The sequence below is a fragment of the Aestuariibaculum suncheonense genome (assembly GCF_014596935.1).
Classification (GTDB): Bacteria; Bacteroidota; Bacteroidia; order Flavobacteriales; family Flavobacteriaceae; genus Aestuariibaculum; species Aestuariibaculum suncheonense.
In genome coordinates, this window is the sequence record NZ_JACVXC010000008.1 from 22,934 (window position 1) to 46,143 (window position 23,210).

Consider the following 23,210-nt stretch of genomic DNA (forward strand, 5'->3'; position numbering starts at 1 on the left):
CGGGACTTAACGATATTTATCGTTGAGACCGATACCCTGCAAAACCATAGGAATAATTTTTTCTAAGCGCGACAGTTTAGTCGCTTCCCGTTTTGCAGTACTAATGTATTCACAATATTCGCGTTGTTTGTATGTGGTAAGTGAAGCGAAGCCGGCTTTAAAGTCGGTATTATTACTTATCAAATCTTTTAATTCCATAGGCATGCTAAGACTCTTAGCGTGCCTTTTTGGTTTTAGTTCTTTTCCTAATTTCTGATTTTCAATCGCCTCCTTTATATAACTGATAACAAGATTCTTGTCGATGTCGTTTACAGATTCAAAACGCAATTGTCGTAACGCTTTGGTTTTATCTTCCTGAGCATTCACTAAGACCTTATGCTCGTCTTTTAAAAACACCCCGTTAAAAAACCAGATGCCAAAATGATTTTTGAAGGCGCCCAGTCCAACCACATTTTTTCCGTTTAAGGTGTAAACAGGTGAACTCCATTTTATAGTTTCTTCAAGTTCTGTTGAAATAATAATATCTCGAAGCAATTGTAATTCCTGCTCAAAATGCGAATGGCGTTCTATGTATTCTTCAACCGAAGCGACTTTACTCATACTAGTTGTTTAGTTGAAATCCAACGTTTTTAAAATACGTTCTTTATGCTCAAACACCGAAGCATCAGCTTTTTTTATTAACCGTTCTTTATCGGTAAAATAATATTTGTATTTGGCTTTTACTAGTTTGATATGATGCTCAGAAAAATTACTGCCACTAATATCAACACCCATTTTAATAGGAATAGGCGATTTGAGTACCGAAACGTGATAATCATAACTCATATCCAGACGTTGTACACCACCCAAAGCAATACGGTATTTATCTACTTCCAGTAGTGCCGGAAGAATGTCTACTTCCCCTTCTTTAAATTCAATCTCAACATCAAAGGTTTTTACCGGGTTTTTCTGTTTAGGTTTAAAACTTATGACTTTTGCCACATCGTTAAATGCCGGATCGTTTACCACCATAATATTTCGGGCTTTTAGCGCAGCGACGCCTCGTAAACTGGGAAGTTTAAAGTCTAAATTTTCATTTAAAAGGACATTGCCTTTTATTCTGAAATCGGCCTTGCCTTCAAACGATTTAATGGCCGGGAAGAGCGTATCCATCACCGGAACGACATCGTTAATTTTATTCATATCAATTTTACTGATATAAAATCTGAAATCTAAGCTCGCCTCGGTGTTGCTTTTCGGATTGTATTTCATATAGGCATCCATATTAGCTGAAAGTGTGGTCAGGTTGATGTTATTCATGTTTACCACACCATCTTTCACCGTCATGTCACCTTTAATTTCATTCATGTTAATGAACCCCATACGAAAGGCTTTCACATAAGTTGAAAACTTAAAGTCACACTGCTTGGGGATTCTAAATATGCGTTTGCCAGGTGTAACATGAGCCGCTTTCACCGAATCGATAACGACTTCGTCTTTTACCGTAACAATTTCTCCGGTTTCCGGTGGCGCCAAAGCCGTCATTAACTGGTTGGCATCTGTAAAGTTCGATTCTACTTTTAAATTTGCCGTTACCAGTTCACCATTTTGAAAGCCTCGGGCGTGTTTCAATTCTCCGGTAAGGGTCATGTCGGTATCGCCAAAGTTAATTTTGGTACGGTTTAGGGTAATGTCGTCATTCACAAAAGCAATGCCCGACTGCGAGGTTTTTAAATTATACACATATTCCGGTGCGTGAGCATAAATACTTTTAAACGATAAGTTTCCTGAAGGTTCCCAAAGGTTATTGGGTGTTTTTCTCACCTTCAATTGCGTTTGTGCGCCCATAATGGTTACAAAGGCTGTTTTTTGTGATAAGGTAACACTATCGGTCACGATTTCAGATATCATATGAGCTGAGAGATTTTCGGTTTTCGGGATGAACTGTGCATCCATATTCAGGGTTTTTATATAGCTGTAAATGGAATCGGTGGCTTGCATTTCAAAGTGTTGTAGGGCGATATCGGCTTTAAATTCAGGTAGCGTTGTTGGTTTGTCAACAGCTTTAAAATCCATACTTACCTGTTTCATACTGGTATCCAGCCACTGTTTATATTTGGCTGCCGTAGTATTAACCGATACAGTCGCAGTTAGGGATTTATGGGCATCTTCACCTTTATGTATTTTTAAATTGATGTTTTCAGAACTCACCAAAACCGAGTCTTTTTGCGAACTTAAAACCAGATTATTAACCTCTAATAGCGCATCCAGATTTACTTTATTGAAGTGAAAATCTTCGAGGTCGGCTGTGTTGAATTCAGCCAGTATGTTGGAGTGGATACTGCCCTGTAGTTTAATGGATGGATGAACCGGAAAGTTGTTCGTAATGGTATTGAAATTTATATCGGCTTTCGATTGAATGTCGATGATGGGTTGTTGGGTGAGTTGTTTGATGTTGCCCGATACATCTATGTTTATGCCTGTGCCTAGAATGTTTAAGGTTTTAATCTCTGAGAAGGACTCCTTTGGACTATTTAAATTAATGTAGGTATGAATATCGGCATTCATGTCTTCAATTTCGCCCTTAAACGTTTTGTAGGCTATCGATCCGTTATCCAGTTTAAAGTAAGTGTTAACCACCGGAAAGCTGTCTTTGCTGTAAATGCCTTCGGTATGGGTTTTTAAACTGATAGACCCTTTGGCCTTTAAGCCTTCCTGGCTTAAAAAGCGGGGAGGGATCGTATTAGCAATATTTTTTAAGGACTTTGTGGAAAGTTCACTGTTTATATTAACCTTTATTTTTTTATGATGCGGAAAGAACTGTACATAGCCTTCATTTTCGAAGTGGATGTCGTTTATAGATACTTCGCTGTTTTTTATGGTGAGCAGGGTATCGGCAAAGGTGAGTTCCAGTTTTGAAGCCACAGTAACATGGTCCAGGCTATAGGGGTGTTTGCCGGGTTGCGATAGAGCAATGTGGTCGCTGCTTTTCTCTACATTCAGTCGCAGACCGGTTTTGGTAGTTTTCGATTTTATGGAAAGGTTGAGGTTTTCAACATCGTAATTCATTTTCGATAAACCGTCTATGGCATGGGCTTCGGCCTGTGTAATGGTAATTTCAGGGACATAAATTTCAGATGCTTTAATCGGTTTTTTTGTTTTGGTCGCTTTGGTTGTATCGGGAGTGGTTTTAGCCAGATTATTCCAGTTCGAGTTTCCTAAGGAGTCTACATAAAAGAACAGTTTAGGGCTATTAAGCTCAATGCTGTGTACCGCTTTTTTGCTTTTTTGCAGTAAGCCAATCACACTTAAATTTACCCGGGCTTTTTTGAAAGCGATTAAGGTGTCTTGTTTATAAAAGGTTTTGTTAGGTAATAGGGCACCGTTGGTTAGCTGTAAGGAGAACTTAGGAAAACTGGAAAAATAGGTGACTTCTATACGTTCACAATCCACTTTTCCTAGTAAATCCTGATTGAGTAGTTCTAAAGCTTTGGGCGTAATTTTTTCGGGAGTAATAATTATGTTAAGCGCTATGGCAATGACAATAAAAACGAACACAATGAGACTTAGCAGTGCTATTGAAAGGCGTTTGATCCATGTTTTCATATTAGAATTTATTAGTTGATTACCAGTGGTTAAGGACTAATAAATTTATGAAATATTAATAAGAAAGACGATTAATCAGATAAGTTTATTGGAGGGCATTACAATAAAAGGCAATCACCCTGAAAGGGGCGATTCTATATTTTGGGTTTATAAAATTAGATGTTGCGTAACAGTTACCACTTTTGTATTTGCCTCTTAATTAATCTTTCCGTTAAATGTTTTTGAAGTATTATATACCGTGATTCCAAAAAGATTCCATTTAAGGATACCGTTAACAACAAATTCGGTTTGTTCATTAGAATTATAATTATTGATGTCGATGGATTTAAATTCCCAGTCATATCCCATAACAAGACCAGTTAATGAACTATAACTTTCAATAGGGATGTAGTTGTTTTGTTGAATTGAATATTGCACATGTAAATTTATATCTAGAGTTAAATTGTCTTCAAGTATTATTTGTTTCGTTTTTGTTTCATCTTTTTTGTTATAATTCTTAGATATTGTTATGTGGTTCGTGCTTTTTTTAGAATTAGATGCTGAAATTATTTGAACAATCCCAATAATCATTATAAATATTGATATTCCTTTGAATTGTGGTTTGAAAATTCTTTTGCCTTTTAAAATGAACCCGATAAGCAGATAGAAAAAGTATACGACAATTATTACGTTAATTATTGACCAAATTAAATGTATCATAGTTTTCGTTTTATTGAGCTTATTTACAAATTGTATATTAAATATTGTGTGTTTTAGAGCGAGGATTTTACGAAGGAAATTCAGAAGCTAATAAATAACAAGCAACTCACAGTCTTTCATTCACGATTTTCGGGGCAAATGATTAGCAACAGTTAGTATAACTGCCAGTTATCATTTTGGTTTCTTAACTTTTAGTTGCAATATAATAACTTTCTTACAATGTGTCGCTTGTTGTAGGTCTTATTTTTAGAAACATATTATATATTCTTTCGGAAATTCTATAGTAAACATTTAGTTGAATCCTTGTAAATTTTTTATCCACCCAAAACAGAAGGCATCCTAAAGGCTGGATAAAGCATTATAGACTGTATTAATTGCTAATCAAAAATACTTTTTACGAAAATCCAATGGTGTCATACCTGTTTTCGATTTGAAGAATTTCGAAAAGTAGCTGTAGTCTGAGAATTCAAGAGTATGTGCGATAGCGCCTAAACTCTCGTGAGAATGTACAATTAATCTTTTGGCTTCCAGAATTATCCTTTCAGAAATTAGTTGGCCTGTTGTTTTATTTATTGTTTTTTTTACAATCCTGTTAAGATGCTTGGTGGTAATATTTAATTTATCGGCATAAAATTTAGGTAGCTTTTCTTTATACACATGTGTGTTTATTAAGTTTTCTAAGGTTTCAAGTGTGTTCGAATAGTTAGAAGCATTAAGTTTTTCTACATTAATATCTATGGTGTAAACCCGTGTTAACTCTATATAAATGTTATTTAGTGAATTCACTAGTTTTAATTCTCTTAAAAGATTGTTTTGTAAATATTCATTATAAGCTTCTTGAAACTTCATGCTTAATTCCTGCAGCTTTTCAGGCGGTAATTCTAATACAGGAGGATTTTGATATGAATAATAAAAAGGAAATGCATGCAGCTTATGTTCTAAAAACTTTAATTCATAAAATTCTTTAGAATGAAAAAAGATAAATCCTTCGGGTGGTGTTTCAAATTTCCAGAAATGCGTTTGCCCTGGTTTTAAAAAGAATACTTTGCCCGGGTTTATACTATAAGAATTGAAATCAATTTCATGTGTACCTGTGCCCTCAGTAAACAATACACACAGATAGAAGTTATGACTGTGTGGTTTGTTAATTAAATTCTTATTTAGCTGTATGTGATTTGAAAACGAATTTATGTACACATCATTAAGGTGTACCGATTCTTTAAATTGATTAATATGTAGTACGGGTGTTGTCATTGTAAATGTCCTAAAACTACAAATAATAGCGTATATATTATACAAGAAAAGAGTTTTTAGGTCTTAATTTTGCAGTTAAATAAATGGCAGGTTATGAGTAAAGTTATCAATGCTTTAAATTGCAAATGTCCGAATTGTAAAAAAGGAAAGATTTTTCTGAACAAAGGAAATATATTATTGTTGAATATACCTAAAATGAACGAGAGGTGCCAGATTTGTAATTATAAATTTGAAAGAGAAACAGGATTCTTTTTTGGAGCTATGTTTGTGAGTTATGCAATTGCAGTGGCGCAAATGATTGCAAGTCTTGTGGTGTTTTGGTATTTTTTTGATTTATCGCCTTTAAGAGTTTTTGTAATAGTTATTCTGGTAGCCTTTCTGTTAAGTACTGTTAACTTTAAATTGTCAAGGTCTATTTGGATATATTTATTTTATAGGAATAAGTCTTAAAGCCTGTTTTAGCCTGCTTTTATAAAGTTAGGAGTTTATGCTACGGTTACCGGTGTAGACTAATATACTAATCTATCAAATTTCACAATTGTAGTGTCTTTTTCCACTCTAAAATCAACGCAATAGTTAACTGAACCACCATTGGTATAATAGCCAGCTAGGTTCGTTACTCTTTCTCCATTTGAACGGGTAAAAGTTAATAAGTATGCTCCATCGCTTTTATTTTTCCGCATCGATAAAAATTGCTTCACAATTTCCCTTGGAGCGATTTTATCAATTTTTATTACTTCCAGATTTTCGGTAGTGGTAAATTCAACGTTAGTTATTTGTTTGCTTGAGTTGTTTTTAATCTTTATTTCAATTCCAGTTTCTTTAACCATAAAACAAGAATTTAAAGTCAGAATTATCATTATTGCGAATAGTTTTCTCATATTATGTCTAACGTTTTTACAAACATCCCAGAGCGTTTAACTGTATAGTTTATATTCAAATATAAATAAATACTTACGTAATGAACCGCTACTTAAGAAAAATACCTGTTAAATTCTAACGGATATTCATAGGTTTCCTTCGATACATGTTCGAGTTTCCTTCGGGGATTCTTCGGTAAAACCCTTATTTTACGAAGAAAACCCGAACAATTCCTGAAGGAAACTCGAAGCAAACCCCTTAAAACACACTTTTTTATGTTAAAAATACTACAATAAGTATGTTTTTGTAGTATTTTTAATTAGTTGTTTACGTTGTTGTACTAACCTCGCTTAAAATCAAAATATTGCAATAAGGAAAGTGGTAGATAGGAGTAAGAAGGTGTTCTGTTAATTTTTAAGGGTTTACAAAATCGATTTGTTTCCAGATAAAACTAATGGCGTCGTTGGGTTGTGGTGTACCGGGTGTACTTCGGCCTTCTTTTATATATCTTATCAATAAGGTTTTTAAGGCTGTTACTTTTTCCGGATAACGGTCTTGCAGATTGGTGGTTTCTCCCGGATCGTTTTTCAGATTATACAATTGAATTTCAGGTAAGGTTTCAATCACTTCTTTGTCACCTGGTTTAGGGCCGCTCCACCCTCCGGAACCCGCACACATTGCTAATTTCCAATCGCCTTGTCTGATGGCAAAACTACCATTAATGGAGTGGTGCACCGTAGCTTCTCGGATTGGTTTTTTAGGGTTCGGTTTTTTAAATAAGGGCAGCATGCTGTAACTGTCTTCTCCTTCGTTATCCAATAGGGAATAGTTGGTAATATCGGCAGCTGTTGCCATAAAATCTGTAGTACAAATAATGTCGTTCGATACAGTACCTTTTTTAATATAGTCCGGCCATTTTACAATAAAAGGGACACGGTGGCCACCTTCAAAAATATCTGCTTTGTGGCCACGGTACTGATCACTTGGGTAATGCCCCTGTGCTTCCAAACCTTTAATGTCGGCAGCAGGCGAACAGCCGTTGTCACTGGTAAATATTACCAGCGTGTTGTCTTCAATTCCTGCATCTTTTATGGCTTTTACAAGTTGCCCCATGTAATCATCTACCATCATAACAAAATCGCCATATGGATTTAGCTGACTTTTTCCCTGCCATTCTTCAGTAGGTAAAATAGGCGTATGTGGTGAAGGTAAGGCTAAGTATAGGAAAAAAGGCTGATCGGTTTTTGCTTGTGCTTCAATATGTTTAAACGACTTTCTAAAGAAATTAGGAGTAACGTCTTCATGCACAAAGTCGCTGGCTGTAGGCCCTTTGCGCCACCAGGAGAACTTTCCATCGTTTACCGATACGGTATCGGGTACCTGAGTTGGCATACCGTTTTCAACATACACGTAAGGCGCCATGTCTAATGAACCACTATGTCCGTAAGAGTAATCGAAACCAAGCTCTTTTGGTCCGTTTTGTACGGGTTTAGAAAAGTCTATATTATCAAAATCTTTAGCATCCCAGCCTTCTTTTTTTTCTGCATTGGAATCTTTAAGCGCCCAGTCCCAACCTAAGTGCCATTTGCCAATGAAGGCGGTGTGGTAACCTTGTTGTTTGAGCATAGAGGCTACAGTTGTGCGTTCGGTAGGAATTAAGGCTTTAGAGTTTCCGGTAAGCACACCCTGTTTAAGAGGGCTTCGCCAGTTATAACGCCCGGTGATGATACCGTATCGGGTTGGGGTACATACCGACGAAGAGGTATGGGCATCGGTAAACATCATCCCTTCGGAAGCCATCTGGTCTAAATGCGGGGTTTGTATTTTACTGTTTTTATTGTATGCAGAAAGATCGCCATAACCTAAATCGTCTGCCAGTACATAAATGATATTCGGACGCTTAGTTTTTTTAGGGATCTCTTTAAAGGAGTTGAAACTTAAAATTGCAAAGAGACTGATAAACAGTACCGTGATTTTCATAGTATGCGACTTGTGTATTAAATTGGGATGAATATAGAAAATTCATTGTGATTTTGACATTAAATTTCGACAGACAGAGGTTTTTAAACTCTGAAGGTTGACATTAAACGGGGTTAGTATGATGGTGTTTATTTATTGCTAAATAGGGGAACTGAATCTATAACAACAATAATGAAGAAAACAACAAAGAGTAAGAATCCCAAAGGTATGGTAAACATACCTAACCAGGGGAGTACCATCCAACCGCAATTGCCTTCATGGCAGGGTTCGCCGGTTGTGTATTCGGTAAAACTGGCGCCAATCATGCCAATGATAACCGGTGCTAATCCTATAAAAATAATCAGGAATGTTAACAGGGGCACTCGGGTGAGCAGGTGTTTTTTACGTTTTACAATAAGGGGCATGGTAAGTAGTTTGTTTTTTTGTTTTAAATATAAATTAAATATGGTGTAATAAAAAAACGCCTGAAACTTTCATTTTCAGGCGTTTTTAAAAATATCTAAAGTGTAACTTATTGAGCTTTTAAGGCTGTAAGTTCGGCGATTTTACAAATCACCTGAGTGGCTTTAATCATACTTTCAACTGGTACGTATTCGTAACGTCCGTGGAAGTTATGACCACCAGCAAAAATATTCGGACATGGTAACCCCATATAACTTAATTGCGACCCATCGGTCCCTCCGCGAATGGGTTTGATGATTGGCGTAATGTCTAGTTGTTTCATGGCTTCTTCAGCAATATCAACAATATGCATTACCGGTTCTACCTTTTCACGCATGTTAAAGTACTGGTCTTTAATTTCGATAGTAATGACTTCGCGACCGTATTGTGAGTTCAACTCATCGGTTAACTTTTTTAGCACTTCCTTACGTGCTTCAAAATGCCCTAAGTCATGGTCACGAATGATGTATTCCAAAGTGGTTTCTTCAACCTCTCCTTCAATAGAACATAAATGGAAAAAGCCTTGGTAACCTTCGGTGTGTTCCGGAGTTTCAAAACGAGGTAAGGAGCTGATGAATTCCTGAGCGATATACATTGAGTTTACCATTTTACCTTTGGCATAGCCCGGGTGTACAATTTTACCTTTTACCTTTACTACGGCTCCGGCAGCGTTAAAGTTTTCGTATTCTAATTCTCCAATCTGGCTACCATCCATAGTATACGCCCAGTCGGCACCAAATTTTTCAACGTCGAATTTATGCGCACCACGACCAATTTCTTCGTCTGGAGTGAACCCAACACGAATGGCACCATGCTTAATTTCAGGATGATTTATCAGGTATTCCATCGCCGAAACAATTTCGGTAATCCCGGCTTTATCATCGGCACCAAGAAGTGTTGTTCCGTCGGTAGTAATTAAGGTCTGGCCTTTGTATTGTAACAAGTCTTCAAAATAATCTGGAGATAGTACAATATTTTCAGCTTCATTCAATACAATATCTTTCCCATTGTATTTTTCAATAATCTGTGGTTTTACATTGGCTCCGGTAAAATCCGGAGAGGTATCAAAATGCGATACAAAACCAATGGTTGGTACCTCGTGGTCTACATTGCTTGGCAGAGTAGCCATAATGTAGGCATTCTCGTCGATGCTAACATCTTGCATGCCAATAGCTTTTAGTTCTTCGGCAAGCTTGTTGGCTAAATCCCATTGCTTTTCGGTACTGGGTGTGGTTTGTGATTTAGGATCTGATTCGGTGTCTACGGTAACGTAGCTAACAAATCGGTTTATAATATGTTCTTTAGAAATCATATTAACGACATTTAAATGGATTAAATTTGAGTGTTCTGGTATAATGTATACCTAGTGTTTTTCAGGTTTCAAAAGTACGATTAATAATTTTTTTGCTTTTAGAATTTCCCGATTTTTTATTTAGAAGAAATAAAAGTATTTTTGCACAAATAATCGAGATGTATAAATTATTACTCCGCCCTATATTTTTCGCGTTCGATCCGGAAAAGATCCATCACTTTACGTTTTCATTAATAAAAATCACCTCTAAAATCCCTGGTTTTAAAACTTTGTTTAGAAGTTTGTATGTGGTTAATGATGCCCGATTAGAACGTAAACTGTTTGGTTTAACCTTTAAAAACCCCGTGGGTCTTGCTGCAGGTTTCGATAAAAATGCGGTATTGTATAACGATTTAGCCAACTTTGGGTTTGGCTTTATTGAAATAGGAACTGTAACACCAAAGGCGCAACCAGGAAATCCGAAAAAGCGATTATTCCGTTTAAAAGCCGATCAGGGAATTATTAACCGCATGGGCTTTAATAATGAAGGCTTAGAAGCTGCGATTGAAGCATTAAAGAAAAATAAAGGTCAGTTAATTATAGGTGGAAATATTGGTAAAAATACCAGTACCAAACCGGAAGATTATACCAAAGATTATTTGGAGTGTTTTAATGCACTTCACCCGTATGTAGATTACTTCGTGTTGAATGTAAGTTGTCCGAACGTAGGAAGCCATGCCAAGTTAAACGATAAAGATTACTTAGAGGAATTGATTGGCGCGGTGCAACAGGCAAACAAAAGTTTTGAAACCCAGAAACCAATTCTCTTAAAAATTGCTCCAGACTTAAACAATATGCAACTAGACGAAATTGTAGAGTTGGTTAAAGATACAAATCTGGATGGGGTGATTGCCAGTAATACATCTACCGATAGAAGTGGTTTAAAAGCCACTGAAGAACAGTTAGCTGAAATTGGTAACGGAGGTTTAAGCGGACAACCCATTAAGGATAAGAGTACTCAAGTAATTAAATACTTGGCAGAAAAGAGTAGTAAGGCCTTCCCGATTATTGGGGTAGGTGGTATTCACTCAGCTGATGATGCTTTAGAAAAGATTGAAGCGGGAGCCGATTTAGTTCAGGTATATACCGGATTTATTTACGAGGGGCCAGCCTTAGTTAAGTCGATTAACAAGGCGATTCTTAAAAAGAAATAAGTGAATTACAAATTGCTTTTCCTGAATTTGATTAAAAATTATAGTATTTTTATTCTCCTATTATTTTAAACAAATCAATGCCAAGTCCGATAAAAATCATTGAATGTCCTCGTGATGCTATGCAAGGCATCAAGACCTTTATTCCTACTGAAAAGAAGGTTCAGTACATACAGTCATTGTTGCGTGTGGGATTCGATACCATTGACTTCGGAAGTTTTGTATCGCCAAAGGCTATTCCACAAATGGTGGATACAGCTGAGGTTTTGGCACAGTTGGATTTGAGCAAGACGACGAGTAAACTATTAGCCATTATCGCTAATACCCGTGGTGCTATGGATGCAAGTGTTCATAATGAAATAGATTACCTGGGCTATCCGTTTTCAATTTCTGAAAACTTCCAGATGCGTAACACGCATAAAACCATTGCGCAGTCGGTGGTTACACTTCAGGAAATTCTAAATATTGCCGCTAAAAGTAATAAGGAAGTAGTCGTTTACATTTCTATGGGCTTTGGTAACCCATATGGAGATCCTTGGAATGTAGATATAGTAGGGGAGTGGACGGAACGTTTGCACAACATGGGCGTGAAAATTCTATCGTTAAGTGATACCATTGGAAGCTCAAACCCTGAAAGTATAACCTATTTGTTTTCAAATTTAATTCCTAAATATCCGCACATTGAATTCGGGGCACATTTACATACTACATCGTCTTCCTGGTTTGAAAAAATAGACGCTGCTTACAAAGCTGGATGCAAACGTTTTGATGGCGCTATTCAGGGATTTGGTGGTTGCCCCATGGCAAAAGATGAATTAATAGGTAATATGCCTACTGAAAAATTGCTATCCTATTTCACTTCAAAACAAAACAATAACCTGAATGCTTTGAGTTTTGAAAGTGCTTATAATGAGGCTTCTAAAATATTTAAAACATACTTTTAATTTTATTATAAGATTTAAAATTTTACCGTCTTAATGTTAAGAATTTCACTTTATTTATTTTTAATCTAAATAAACTTTGTGAATTTGATTTAGTATTTTAAATTTGCAGCTGTCAATTAATTTATACTAAGTCTAAATAAAAAATGAAAAAGTTTTTATCGATAGCTGCTGTGGCTGCAGTATTGTTTACATCGTGTTCAGATGATGATAATGAAAAAAATAATGTAGAAAATCCGGCAACCTATACCTTTACCAGAAATGGAGAATCTACTGTAAATTTTGGAGGTCAAACCACAAGGATTGCTATGGCCACCGAATTGGTTTCAGCTTTAAGTGACAACACAAAAACAAAAGTACAACTACAAGCGATGTTTAATCATCAGGCAGGTAATGCAGACTTTACCGATGCCAACTTAAATAGCTCAGATAAAAATGTACGTAGTAAAGTGGCGGCGTCTAACGATTTCTTTGCCAGCAATACTACGGTTTCAAATACTATTAAAGCCGATTTTGATGCCTGGATTTCAGAGCAGGCTGATAATGTTTTTGTAAGTTGGAATGTTACAGCTCAGGCTGGTGTGGCAGGTAAATTACAACAATTGGGGAGTACTACAGTACGCTATTTTAACGCAAAAGGTTTAGAATTAAACCAGGCCGTAGCAAAAGGGTTAATAGGTGGTTTAATGGCAGATCAGATGCTTAACAACTACTTAAGTGATGCCGTGCTTGATGCAGGTTCTAATATGGCAAATAATGATAATGATGTGGTTGAAGTAGGTAAAACATACACCACAATGGAGCACAAATGGGATGAAGCTTACGGTTATTTATACGGCGCAGAGGAAAACCCTGAGAGCCCGGTTTTAGATGCCGATCGCTTTTTAAATACCTATTTAAGACAAGTGAATGATGATGCTGATTTTGCTGGTATTGCCGATGAGGTTTATCAAGCTTTAAAATTAGGTCGTGCGGCTATTGTAGCTAAAAATTATACAGTTCGTGATGCGCAGGTAAAAGTGATAAGAGAAAATATTTCTAAAGCTATAGCGGTTCGTGCCGTACACTATTTACAAGGAGCGAAATCTGATTTAGAAGCAGAAGGAACTGTTGATTATGCACATGCGTTCCATGAATTATCAGAAGGTTTTGGTTTTGTTTACAGTTTGCAGTTTACGAGAAAGCCAGAAACCAATGCCCCTTACTTTAGTCATGAAGAAGTTAATGCATATGTTGATGCGTTATTAAACGATAATACAAATGGTTTCTGGGACGTAACTCCTGAAACTTTAGATACTATTTCAGCTGAAATTGCTGCAGAGTTTGGTTTTACGGTTGAAGCGGCAGCAAACTAATTGAAATAATATTAGTTTTTTATAAAATTATGCAGGCTGAATTTTTAAAAATTCAGCCTGCTTATAGATATTTGCAAAATATTTAAGAACGTAGTAGGTTATGATTAAAAAAGTTATTTCTGTAGTACTTTTAGCGCTGGTGGTTATAGCGTGTAGTAGCTCTGATGGTGGCGAAAGCAAACCAAAAGATAATTTTGACAGGCAAACCATGTTGGTGAATTGGGCGGATAATATTATTATCCCAGTTTATCAGGATTTAGATAGCAAATTAAGCGCGTTGGTTGAGGCTAAAAATACCTTTACAGTAACAGCCGATCAAACCAATTTAGAAGCCTTACGTACAGCTTGGTTAAATGCTTATAAAGTATGGCAATATGCCGAAATGTTTAATATTGGTAAAGCAGAGGGGATTTATTACAGTTCTTATATGAATATTTACCCAGCCAGTGCTGCTGAAATTGAAGCTAATATAGCTAATGGCGGTTACGATTTAGGTTTGGCGAACAATCAGGATGCGGTAGGTTTTCCGGCTTTAGATTATTTGTTATATGGAGTAGCGGGTGATGATTCAGCTATTCTTGAAGTATATAATACAAATGCCAATGCATCTGGTTACAAAACTTATTTAAGTGATGTGATAGATAAAATGAAGTCACTTACCGAAACCGTGTTAAACGACTGGACATCTACATATCGTGACACTTTTGTGAATAGCGCAGGAAATACCGCGACCAGTTCGACCAATAAGTTAACTAACGATTTTATTTATTATTTCGAAAAAGGATTGCGCGCAAATAAGTTTGGAATCCCAGCCGGAATTTTTTCAGGAGGTGTTTTATATCCTGAAAAAGTTGAAGGGTATTACAATCAGGATGTTTCTAAAGAATTGGCGTTGGTAGCTTTACAGGCAAGTCAGGATGTATTCAATGGAAAGGCTTATAATGGAACTACAAACGGTAGCAGTTTTGACGATTATCTAGATTATTTACAAACCATAACTGATGGGGAGGACCTAACAGCTTTAATCAATGCGCAAATGAATACCGCTCGTACTCAAATTCAAACGGTAAATACTAACTTTTCTAGTCAGGTTGAAAATGATAACACCAAAATGACCTTGTCTTACGACGAGTTACAAAAAGTTGTTGTATTACTTAAGTTAGATATGGTACAAGCCATGAATATTAGTGTGGATTACATTGATGCTGACGGTGATTAGTATGATTAAAAAATAAATAATTAAAAGATTCTCTATTACGATAGAGAATCTTTTCGTTTTTATATGAGGTTTAATACAAAAGCATATCTGCAAAGCAAAACAGATGCCGCACCATTGGCAGTGTTTAGAATATTATTCGGTATCATGATGCTGTTTAGTATTGTTCGCTTTTGGGCTAATGGCTGGATTGATAAGTTATATATTAAACCAAAATTTTATTTTTCTTATTATGGTTTTGAATGGGTGAAACCCTTAGGTGACTATACCTATTTACTATTTATTATTTGTGGATTGTCGGCTCTGTTTATTGCATTGGGCTTAAAGTACAGAGTAGCTATTATCGTGTTTTTCCTGAGTTTTACTTATATAGAACTTATGGATAAAACCACTTACTTAAATCATTATTACTTTATTAGTTTAATGAGTTTTTTAATGATTTTTTTACCAGCCAACGCTTACTTTTCGGTAGATAATGTGTTAAGGAAAACAGCTTATAAAACCATACAGCAATGGTGCGTAGATAGTGTAAAGCTGCTTTTAGGAATTGTTTATTTTTACGCTGGACTGGCAAAGATAAATTCCGATTGGTTATTTCGAGCCATGCCATTAAAAATATGGTTACCATCAAAATACGATTTACCACTTATAGGAGAAAACCTCATGCAGCAGGAGTGGTTTCATTATGCCATGAGCTGGAGTGGTATGCTTTATGATTTAGCTATTCCATTTTTATTGCTTTACAAACGTACCCGATGGTTTGCCTTTGCTTTGGTGGTATTCTTCCATGTATTTACACGCGTATTGTTCCCGATAGGCATGTTTCCGTTTATTATGATTGTGTCGACCTTAATTTTCTTTGAAGCCGATTTTCATCATAAAATAATTAATCATATTAAACGTGTTTTAAAACCTAAAGAGGTAATAGATTTTAAAGCTGTTTTAGAGATTAAAATGGAAAAAGTTCTGGTGCCTTTTCTTGTGGTGTTTTTTGTAATTCAATTACTATTTCCATTTCGATATGTATTGTATCCGGGCGAACTGTTCTGGACCGAGGAAGGCTTCCGGTTTTCGTGGCGGGTGATGCTTATGGAAAAAATGGGACATGCTACATTTACGATTAAAAATGCCAAAACGGGTGCTTCTTTTGTAGTTAGAAACCGAGATTTTCTGAGTTCATTTCAGGAGAAGCAAATGAGCTTTCAACCTGATTTTATTTTAGAATATGCCCATTATTTGGGCGATCATTTTACATCTCAAGGTCATAAAAATGTACAGGTGTTTGTCGATAGTTATGTAGCGCTTAACGGAAGGTTAAGTCAGCGCTTTATAGACAATACCGTCGATTTATATAAAGAAAAAGAATCATTCTGCCATAAGGCATGGATATTACCATTTACCGATGAAATTAAAGGACTTTAAATTATTACTCGTATTACTTTTTTTAGCAACTGCTGTTCAGGCGCAACATAAAATTTATGGTATCGTAACCAGTGCCGGAACCAAAAAGCCTGTTGGCGATGTTGAAATTTACGATAAGACTTCAGGTCTAAAAGCCACAACAAATACCTCAGGGTATTATGAGTTTACTACAGATAAACAGGATTTGGTTTTAGTGTTCTTTTCTTATGAATTTCAGGTTCAGGAATTACCCGTTTCAGTAGCTAATGATGCTGAAATTGATGTGGAGTTAATACCACTATCGGTGAACCTTTCTGAAGTAGAAATTACTGCAAGAAAAGCAAAGTTGTTTGAATTGTCACGTTTAAAAGATGTTGAGGGTACGGCCATTTATGCAGGAAAAAAGACTGAAGTGGTTTTGGTAGATCAGTCTATGGCTAATTTAGCTTCAAACAACGCACGACAGATTTTTAGTCAGGTAGCAGGTTTGAATATCTATCAGAATGATGATGCCGGGTTACAGTTGAATGTTGGCGGGCGAGGATTAGACCCGAACCGAACAGCAAATTTTAATACCCGTCAGAATGGTTACGACATTAGTGCCGATGTATTAGGATACCCGGAAAGTTACTATACGCCAGCATCGGAAGGTTTAAAAGAAATTCAGGTGATTCGCGGGGCGGCATCTTTGCAATACGGGACACAGTTTGGAGGTTTAATTAACTTCAAAATGAAAGATCCGAACCCCAATAAACCGTTTGAGTTAATCACCAGAAATACTTTAGGAAGCTTTGGTTTATATACCAATTTCACAAGTATTAGTGGTACAAAAGACAAGTTTAGTTATTACAGTTATTTCAATTATAAGAAGGGCGATGGTTTTAGAGCAAATTCAGAATTCGAATCTAAAAATGCCTTTGCACATTTAGGCTATCAATTTAATGATAAAACAAAAGTGACCGGAGATGTCACCTATATGCGCTATTTGGCGCAACAGGGCGGAGGTTTGACCGATACGATGTTTGAAAATGATCCGTATCAAAGTAATCGCGAGCGTAACTGGTTTCAGGTCGATTGGTTGCTGTACAACTTAAAGTTAGACCATAAATTTTCAGATAAAACTAATTTTACATTTAACTTCTTCGGGTTGAATGCATCCAGAGATGCTTTAGGTTTCAGATCAAATCGTGTAGATCAGGTAGATTCTGGTGAAGAACGCGATTTAATAAAGGGAGATTTTAAAAACTTTGGATTTGAAGTGCGTTTGTTAAGTAAGTACAATATTGGTAGAAAGGACGCAACTTTTTTAATAGGAAGTAAATTTTATAACGCCAATAACTATCAGCAACAAGGGCCGGGAAGTGATGACAGTGATGCGGATTTTAACTTTTATAGTAATCAGTTTTCAGATTATCCGAGCCAATCGCAGTTCGATTTGCCTAACTTGAATGCCTCGGTGTTTGGAGAAAATATTTTCTATTTAAATGATAAATTATCGGTAACGCCAGGATTCCGTTTTGAATATATCCGAACTCAAAGCGAAGGTTTTTATAAGCAAATTAATAAAGATGCTGCTGGTAATGTCATTTTAGATCAAACTATTGATGATAACCGTGATTATGATCGTGCGTTTGTACTATTAGGTTTGGGGGTGAGTTATAAACCTTTAAGCGGTATGGAAGTGTATGGGAATATCTCGCAAAATTATCGTTCGGTAACTTTTTCAGACATAAATATTAATAATCCGGCGTTTGAAATTAATCCGGATATCACCGACGAAAAAGGCTTCACAACCGATTTAGGAATTCGTGGTAATCTTAAAAATATTCTCTCTTACGATTTAGGTACTTTTGCTTTATTTTACAATGGTCGTATAGGGTTTAAACAAATAGAAACCAGTCAGGGAGTAAAGAGTGAGCGTGGCAATATTGGTGATGCGGTTATGTACGGTGTAGAATCGTTGTTTGATTTCAATTTGAAACAGGTATTTGGCTTGAATAACGATTTCAGATTGAATTATTTTGTAAATACCTCGTTTATCAATTCAGAATACACTTCGTCTGAAGCTACAGGGGTAGAAGGAAATAAGGTAGAATTTGTTCCCGATGTCAATTTAAAAACGGGATTAAGATTTGGATTTAGAGATTTATCATCAAGCATACAGTATACGTATTTATCACAACAATTTACCGATGCTACAAACTCTATTGATGGAGGTATAAGTGGTGTAATAGGAGAAATACCTAGTTATGATGTGCTAGATATCTCTTTAGCGTATACTTATAAGCGCTTCAAGTTGGAAACCGGAATCAATAACGTCTTAGATAATGCTTACTTTACCAGACGGGCTACAGGTTATCCAGGTCCAGGTATTATTCCATCGGCGCCAAGAAACTGGTATACAACACTTCAGGTGAGATTTTAAGCTTGGAAATCTTATGTTTTTTTTAACATAATTAGGTTAAACTTTACAAATTAAGTAAGGTCTAAGCTACTATTAACCTAACTAAAAATATGTTGAAAAAATTATTGCTTGTTATAGCATTGTGTTTCACTTCAGGATTATTTGCTCAGAAGTTTACCTTAGAAGGTGTTGTTAAAGATGAATACGCAACAGTGCTGGAAGGCGCCACAGTGTATCTCCAAAGTATAAAAGACAGTGTTCCCATGGCTTATGGTATTACTAATAAGAGTGGAGAATTTTCCATTCAGGTAAATGCTGAAGATGATAAAAAGGCCATTTTCAATATTGCTTATTTAGGTTATAAGCCCTATTTAAAGGACATAGATGTTCCTGTCGGAAATAAACTGGATATGGGTGTTGTGACTTTGCAAGATCAGGTGGAAGAACTTAATGTGGTGTCTATTGTGGGGAAAGCACCACCCGTTGTGATTAAAAAAGATACTATTGAATACAATGCCGATAGTTTTAAAACACTTCCAAACGATAAAGCTGAAGATTTATTAAAGAAATTACCAGGTGTGGATATAGACATTGATGGAAATATTACAGTAAATGGTGTAGAGGTAGAAGCTATAAATGTTGACGGTATGCGCTTTTTTGGTGAAAAGCGCGGTGATATCGCCTTAAAAAATATTCCAAGTCAAGCCATTAGTAAAGTTCAGGTGACCGATTATAAAACCGATATGCAAAAGTTTACCGGAGAAGAATCAACTTCGGGAACTAAGGAAATCAATTTAAAAATTAAAAAAGGACAGAACAGAGCGACCTTTGGAGATATTAAAGGCGGTTATGGTACAGACGATAAGTATCAGGCGAATGCGAATCTATTCCAGATGATAGATGGTAAACAGATTGGTCTTATTGCGGGAACCAATAATATTAATATGTCGCGTGGGTTCAATGCGTTGCCAGATACCGATACCAGTAATGGCTACATCAAATCAGATTTTGTGGGAGCAAACTTTTCGAAGGGACGTTGGGACGAAACACGTATCAATGCAAATTACAGGTACAGTGAACAAAATTCCGATACAGAGCGAAAAAGTAATAGAGAAACTTTTCTACCGGATTTAAATTATTTAACCGAATCGACCAGTAGAGGCTTCAGTGATTCCAATTCACATAATGGTAGTTCGGATTTAAAGTTTGTTATCGAGCCAAAAAACAAGGCCTCAAAAAGTAAGGTGCAGATTTCTAATGAAACCTCATTTAATACCTTTAATTCTGATACAGGGTCGATGGTTGAAACTCAATCAGAGTATACCAATGGCGATTTGGTAAGCGATTATACCAGTAAAAATGAATCGAGCGCGTCAAATTACGATATTAGTAATAATTTTAGAGTAACACCGGTTAGAGGTGGTGGAGGAAACTACTTTAATATTGGAGTGAATACCGATTTTAGTAAATCTATGTCCGATAGTAAAAAGTATTCAGAGAATGTTTTGTACAATAGAGGAGAAACGGTTGTGCAAGATCAAATAAGTAATAACGATAGTAATAACAGTAATATTGGTATTGATGCCGAGTGGAGCACGGAATTGTTTGAAGATTTTAGAATTATACCAAGTTATAACGCCAGAGTGAGCAGCCAAAGTAGCGAGCGCTATATTTATGATTATGATGAAGATAGTCAGAGCTATGATAGTTTTAACGATCTTTTAAGTACCGACAGTAAGTACATAGCTACAACTATAAGACCGTCGTTAAAATTACGATATCAGCTTAAAGATTTCCGTTTTGAAGTAGAAGCAGGACATACCACAACCTACAGAAGTTATAAAGACCAGATTATTGAAGCGCGTAATTTTAAAGCCGATTTTGAATATTTAACCTATTCAGGACGTATTCGTTACCGCGACCAAAATGGTTATAAAAACATTAGTTTAGATTATAATCAGAATGTGAATTTACCATCCATGACTCAGTTACAACCAGTAGAAGATGTTAGTAATATTACACATATTCGTGTGGGTAATCCGTTATTAGAACCACAGATTAATCATAATTTACGTTTCAGATATCAAAACAATTTGGCGTTTCATAATATCAACATTTCAGGAAATGCTAATGCCGGAATCACTCAGGATAAAATTATCAACTCAACTATAACCGATAGTGATTTAAATAGGTTAACAACTTATACGAATATTAACGGGGATTATTCGATTGATGGAAACGCATCGATTTCTAAATCGATTTATAATAAGAAGACGAATATTAACATCAATGCCGATTTTTCAGCAAGCTTTAATAACAGTCTCTCAATGCAGAATGGGGTAAAATTTACCGGACAAACCACACGATTAAGTCCAAAGGTTTCCTTCAGATATGCTTACGATAATAAAATAGACTTAAGTGCACGTTATAGCTATTCGGCCTTTAAAAACGTTTATGATACCGATGCTTTTAACGATAATGATTATTTTGTTCAAAATCTAAATTTTGATTCATCGATTTTCATTATTAAGAATTTATTCATTTCTAATAAAGTATCCTACCGTTACAATAGCCGTGTAGGTGATGCATTTGATGGTGATGCGATATTCTGGAATGCTGGAATAGGTATGGAACTTTGGAATAACAAGGCCACCGTTAGTTTGGTAGGTTACGATGTTTTAGGAAAAAATAATGGTTACAGACGTAATGTTACCGAAACGTATATCGAAGATGTTGAAAACAAAATATTAGAGCAGTATTTTATGCTTAATTTCACTTATAAATTCGGAAGCTTTGCCGGACAACCTATGAATGTTGGTGACCATGGCAGCCGAGGTGGACGAGGCGGTTATCGTGGTCGCTAAAAGAAAGACACAAAAAACGTCCGATTACAAGTTTTAATCGGACGTTTTTTGTGTCCACTTAACACTAAAAGCAATCTTAACATTAATTTAGTTTATTATTATAGAAAATCAACTTAAAAAATGTGTATATTTGCACGCAATTAAAATGTAATTGCATCATGATCGCACATCAAAATAAAATAGTAGGAGAAGGACTAACCTACGATGATGTCCTTTTAGTTCCAGCTTATTCAGAAGTACTTCCTCGCGAAGTAAATATTCAAACAAAATTTACTAGAAACATAACCATAAATGTGCCAATTATTTCGGCTGCTATGGATACTGTTACCGAAAGCAAAATGGCTATCGCTATGGCGCAAGAGGGTGGTATTGGTGTGTTGCATAAAAACATGACAATTGAAGCTCAGGCTTTAAAAGTTAGACGTGTGAAACGTGCAGAGAGTGGTATGATTATCGATCCGGTGACTTTACCATTAACAGCAAAAGTATTTGATGCCAAAGCGGCAATGGCTGAGCATGGCATTGGAGGTATTCCGATTGTAGATGATCAAGGGATGCTAAAAGGAATTGTGACCAACCGTGATTTACGTTTTGAGCACGATAACAAACGTCCGATTATTGAGGTTATGACAAGTGAGAACTTAGTGACTTCTGCCGTAGGAACTTCATTAAAAGATGCTGAAATCATTCTTCAAAAACATAAAATTGAAAAACTACTTATCGTAGATGACAATTATAAGTTATGTGGTTTAATCACTTTCAGAGATATAACAAAATTAAAACAAAAGCCAATAGCTAATAAAGACGAGTTTGGTCGTTTACGTGTAGCTGCAGCCTTAGGTGTTACTGCCGATGCTGTTGTAAGAGCTGAAGCTTTGGTAAATGCAGGAGTTGATGCTGTGGTTATCGATACGGCTCACGGGCATACTCAAGGTGTGGTTAATGTACTAAAAGAGGTAAAAGCGAAGTTTCCAAAGTTAGATGTTATTGTTGGAAATATTGCTACAGCTGAAGCGGCTAAGTATTTAGTGGAGGCTGGTGCTGATGCTGTTAAAGTAGGTATTGGTCCAGGATCTATCTGTACAACACGTGTAGTTGCTGGTGTAGGATTTCCTCAATTTTCAGCCGTGCTAGAAGTGGCTGCTGCGATTAAAGGTTCAGGAGTTCCTGTAATTGCCGATGGTGGTATTCGTTACACAGGAGATATTCCTAAAGCGATTGCGGCTGGTGCAGACTGTGTGATGTTGGGATCGCTTTTAGCAGGTACTAAAGAATCTCCGGGAGAAACGATTATCTACGAAGGACGTAAGTTCAAGTCTTACCGAGGTATGGGATCTGTTGAAGCTATGAAAGAAGGTAGTAAAGATCGTTACTTCCAGGATGTAGAGGACGATATTAAGAAATTGGTGCCAGAAGGTATTGTTGGACGTGTACCATACAAAGGTGATTTATACGAAAGTATTCACCAGTTTATAGGAGGTTTACGTGCTGGTATGGGATACTGTGGTGCTAAAGACATTGAGACTTTAAAGGAAAAAGGACAATTCGTAAAAATTACAGCGAGTGGTATTAACGAAAGTCATCCACACGATGTAACCATTACAAAAGAATCACCAAACTATTCAAGATAGTTTTAAAGATTATAAATTTAAGAACCCGGCAGAAATTGTCGGGTTTTTTTATGCTTTGACATCTTATTGGTTATCA

General features: G+C 36.2%; 17 protein-coding genes. 9 read left to right on the forward strand and 8 right to left on the reverse strand.

Annotated elements, in window-relative coordinates:
• Positions 1-6: 6 nt before the first annotated feature.
• The 4 genes from ICJ84_RS15685 to ICJ84_RS15700 all read right to left on the reverse strand — a co-directional run bounded on the left by ICJ84_RS15685 (position 7) and on the right by ICJ84_RS15700 (position 5,538).
• A complete protein-coding gene (locus ICJ84_RS15685; RefSeq protein WP_188217368.1) occupies positions 7-600 on the reverse strand; it encodes a YdeI/OmpD-associated family protein in 594 nt (197 codons plus the stop codon).
• 9 nt (positions 601-609) lie between these two features.
• Positions 610-3,585 carry an AsmA family protein gene (locus ICJ84_RS15690; protein WP_188217369.1) on the reverse strand — a complete coding sequence of 992 codons (2,976 nt, stop codon included), beginning with the start codon at positions 3,583-3,585 and terminating at the stop codon, positions 610-612.
• 195 nt (positions 3,586-3,780) lie between these two features.
• Positions 3,781-4,155, reverse strand: coding sequence for a hypothetical protein (locus tag ICJ84_RS15695; protein WP_241748775.1), 375 nt, complete (start codon positions 4,153-4,155; stop codon positions 3,781-3,783).
• A 510-nt stretch (positions 4,156-4,665) separates the two neighbouring features.
• Positions 4,666-5,538, reverse strand: a complete 873-nt coding sequence (locus ICJ84_RS15700) for an AraC family transcriptional regulator (RefSeq protein WP_188217371.1) — start codon at positions 5,536-5,538, stop codon at positions 4,666-4,668.
• Positions 5,539-5,631: 93 nt separating this feature from the next.
• Here ICJ84_RS15700 and ICJ84_RS15705 point away from each other — a divergent pair, with 93 nt between their 5' ends.
• Positions 5,632-5,988: a DUF983 domain-containing protein gene (locus ICJ84_RS15705; protein WP_188217372.1), complete on the forward strand. Its 357-nt coding sequence runs from the start codon at positions 5,632-5,634 to the stop codon at positions 5,986-5,988.
• Positions 5,989-6,047: 59 nt separating this feature from the next.
• Here the strand turns inward: ICJ84_RS15705 and ICJ84_RS15710 are convergent, their stop codons facing one another.
• From ICJ84_RS15710 to pepT, 4 genes are all read right to left on the reverse strand, one after another.
• Entirely contained in the window at positions 6,048-6,368 is a 321-nt protein-coding gene (locus tag ICJ84_RS15710; protein ID WP_188217373.1) for a hypothetical protein, read from the reverse strand.
• Between the two features lie 445 nt (positions 6,369-6,813).
• Entirely contained in the window at positions 6,814-8,379 is a 1,566-nt protein-coding gene (locus ICJ84_RS15715) for a sulfatase family protein (protein ID WP_188217374.1), read from the reverse strand.
• Between the two features lie 128 nt (positions 8,380-8,507).
• Positions 8,508-8,783 (reverse strand): hypothetical protein, encoded by a 276-nt coding sequence (locus ICJ84_RS15720; RefSeq protein ID WP_188217375.1) that lies wholly within the window; start codon positions 8,781-8,783, stop codon positions 8,508-8,510.
• 107 nt (positions 8,784-8,890) lie between these two features.
• Positions 8,891-10,132 carry a peptidase T gene (gene pepT, locus ICJ84_RS15725; protein ID WP_188217376.1) on the reverse strand — a complete coding sequence of 414 codons (1,242 nt, stop codon included), beginning with the start codon at positions 10,130-10,132 and terminating at the stop codon, positions 8,891-8,893.
• Positions 10,133-10,290: 158 nt separating this feature from the next.
• Here pepT and ICJ84_RS15730 point away from each other — a divergent pair, with 158 nt between their 5' ends.
• The 8 genes from ICJ84_RS15730 (at position 10,291) to guaB (ending at position 23,134) form a co-directional block, all read left to right on the forward strand.
• On the forward strand, positions 10,291-11,325 hold the full coding sequence (locus tag ICJ84_RS15730; protein WP_188217377.1) for a quinone-dependent dihydroorotate dehydrogenase: 1,035 nt from the start codon (positions 10,291-10,293) through the stop codon (positions 11,323-11,325).
• Between the two features lie 77 nt (positions 11,326-11,402).
• On the forward strand, positions 11,403-12,266 hold the full coding sequence (locus ICJ84_RS15735) for a hydroxymethylglutaryl-CoA lyase (RefSeq protein ID WP_188217378.1): 864 nt from the start codon (positions 11,403-11,405) through the stop codon (positions 12,264-12,266).
• Between the two features lie 143 nt (positions 12,267-12,409).
• Positions 12,410-13,618, forward strand: a complete 1,209-nt coding sequence (locus ICJ84_RS15740; RefSeq protein ID WP_188217379.1) for a DUF4856 domain-containing protein — start codon at positions 12,410-12,412, stop codon at positions 13,616-13,618.
• A 100-nt stretch (positions 13,619-13,718) separates the two neighbouring features.
• Complete coding sequence (locus tag ICJ84_RS15745) at positions 13,719-14,837, forward strand: imelysin family protein (protein ID WP_188217380.1); 1,119 nt, start codon at positions 13,719-13,721, stop codon at positions 14,835-14,837.
• A gap of 63 nt (positions 14,838-14,900) precedes the next feature.
• Positions 14,901-16,256, forward strand: a complete 1,356-nt coding sequence (locus ICJ84_RS15750; RefSeq protein ID WP_188217381.1) for an HTTM domain-containing protein — start codon at positions 14,901-14,903, stop codon at positions 16,254-16,256.
• Positions 16,237-18,660, forward strand: a complete 2,424-nt coding sequence (locus ICJ84_RS15755; RefSeq protein ID WP_188217382.1) for a TonB-dependent receptor domain-containing protein — start codon at positions 16,237-16,239, stop codon at positions 18,658-18,660. The genes ICJ84_RS15750 and ICJ84_RS15755 overlap by 20 nt, the downstream gene beginning before the upstream one ends.
• An 89-nt stretch (positions 18,661-18,749) precedes the next feature.
• The gene (locus ICJ84_RS15760; RefSeq protein ID WP_188217383.1) at positions 18,750-21,503 is read left to right on the forward strand and encodes an outer membrane beta-barrel protein; all 2,754 of its coding nucleotides are present in this window, start codon (positions 18,750-18,752) and stop codon (positions 21,501-21,503) included.
• Between the two features lie 158 nt (positions 21,504-21,661).
• A complete protein-coding gene (gene guaB, locus ICJ84_RS15765) occupies positions 21,662-23,134 on the forward strand; it encodes an IMP dehydrogenase (RefSeq protein WP_188217384.1) in 1,473 nt (490 codons plus the stop codon).
• Positions 23,135-23,210: the final 76 nt, after the last annotated feature.

What these genes read in the sequence shown, in the direction of transcription:
- ICJ84_RS15745 (WP_188217380.1), top strand. Translation starts at nt 13,719, where the DNA reads ATGATTAAAAAAGTTATTTCTGTAGTACTTTTAGCGCTGGTGGTTATA.
- guaB (WP_188217384.1), top strand. Translation starts at nt 21,662, where the DNA reads ATGATCGCACATCAAAATAAAATAGTAGGAGAAGGACTAACCTACGAT.
- ICJ84_RS15755 (WP_188217382.1), top strand. Translation starts at nt 16,237, where the DNA reads ATGAAATTAAAGGACTTTAAATTATTACTCGTATTACTTTTTTTAGCA.
- ICJ84_RS15750 (WP_188217381.1), top strand. Translation starts at nt 14,901, where the DNA reads ATGAGGTTTAATACAAAAGCATATCTGCAAAGCAAAACAGATGCCGCA.
- ICJ84_RS15730 (WP_188217377.1), top strand. Translation starts at nt 10,291, where the DNA reads ATGTATAAATTATTACTCCGCCCTATATTTTTCGCGTTCGATCCGGAA.
- ICJ84_RS15690 (WP_188217369.1), bottom strand. Translation starts at nt 3,585, where the DNA reads ATGAAAACATGGATCAAACGCCTTTCAATAGCACTGCTAAGTCTCATT.
- ICJ84_RS15695 (WP_241748775.1), bottom strand. Translation starts at nt 4,155, where the DNA reads ATGATTATTGGGATTGTTCAAATAATTTCAGCATCTAATTCTAAAAAA.
- ICJ84_RS15710 (WP_188217373.1), bottom strand. Translation starts at nt 6,368, where the DNA reads ATGGTTAAAGAAACTGGAATTGAAATAAAGATTAAAAACAACTCAAGC.
- ICJ84_RS15760 (WP_188217383.1), top strand. Translation starts at nt 18,750, where the DNA reads ATGTTGAAAAAATTATTGCTTGTTATAGCATTGTGTTTCACTTCAGGA.
- ICJ84_RS15735 (WP_188217378.1), top strand. Translation starts at nt 11,403, where the DNA reads ATGCCAAGTCCGATAAAAATCATTGAATGTCCTCGTGATGCTATGCAA.
- ICJ84_RS15720 (WP_188217375.1), bottom strand. Translation starts at nt 8,783, where the DNA reads ATGCCCCTTATTGTAAAACGTAAAAAACACCTGCTCACCCGAGTGCCC.
- ICJ84_RS15685 (WP_188217368.1), bottom strand. Translation starts at nt 600, where the DNA reads ATGAGTAAAGTCGCTTCGGTTGAAGAATACATAGAACGCCATTCGCAT.
- pepT (WP_188217376.1), bottom strand. Translation starts at nt 10,132, where the DNA reads ATGATTTCTAAAGAACATATTATAAACCGATTTGTTAGCTACGTTACC.
- ICJ84_RS15740 (WP_188217379.1), top strand. Translation starts at nt 12,410, where the DNA reads ATGAAAAAGTTTTTATCGATAGCTGCTGTGGCTGCAGTATTGTTTACA.
- ICJ84_RS15715 (WP_188217374.1), bottom strand. Translation starts at nt 8,379, where the DNA reads ATGAAAATCACGGTACTGTTTATCAGTCTCTTTGCAATTTTAAGTTTC.
- ICJ84_RS15705 (WP_188217372.1), top strand. Translation starts at nt 5,632, where the DNA reads ATGAGTAAAGTTATCAATGCTTTAAATTGCAAATGTCCGAATTGTAAA.
- ICJ84_RS15700 (WP_188217371.1), bottom strand. Translation starts at nt 5,538, where the DNA reads ATGACAACACCCGTACTACATATTAATCAATTTAAAGAATCGGTACAC.